The sequence below is a fragment of the Mesorhizobium sp. M4B.F.Ca.ET.143.01.1.1 genome, from assembly GCF_004792275.1.
Lineage (GTDB): Bacteria > Pseudomonadota > Alphaproteobacteria > Rhizobiales > Rhizobiaceae > Mesorhizobium > Mesorhizobium abyssinicae.
On record NZ_SRSR01000161.1, the window covers coordinates 1 to 363 of the forward strand.

The following is a 363-nucleotide window of genomic DNA, read 5'->3' on the forward strand; positions in this document are numbered from 1 at the left end:
GCGCCCGCAAGGCTGCGACCGGCCCGGTCGACGTGGTGTTCGATCCGCGCGTTGCCCGCGGCATTGCCGGCCATCTCGCCGGCGCCATCAACGGCGCGTCGGTCGCGCGCAAGACCAGCTTCCTGCGCGACATGATGGGCAAGCAAGTGGCCTCTGCTGCGATCACCGTCACTGACGAGCCTTTGCGGCGGCGCGGCCAGGCCTCGCGCCCCTTCGATGGCGAAGGCGTCGAGGGCGACAAGCTCCTGATGGTCGAGAAGGGCGTGCTCAATCACTGGTTCCTGTCGACCTCGGCCGCGCGGGAGCTCGGCCTTGTGACCAATGGGCGCGGCTCGCGCAGCGGCTCGTCCGTCTCGCCGTCCT

Annotated in this window: 1 protein-coding gene; it reads left to right on the forward strand. The window is 70.2% G+C overall.

The genetic code is table 11. The features are described 5' to 3' along the window. On the forward strand, positions 1-363 hold a 363-nt coding region (locus EN786_RS36430; protein WP_246688847.1), incomplete at both ends, for a metallopeptidase TldD-related protein.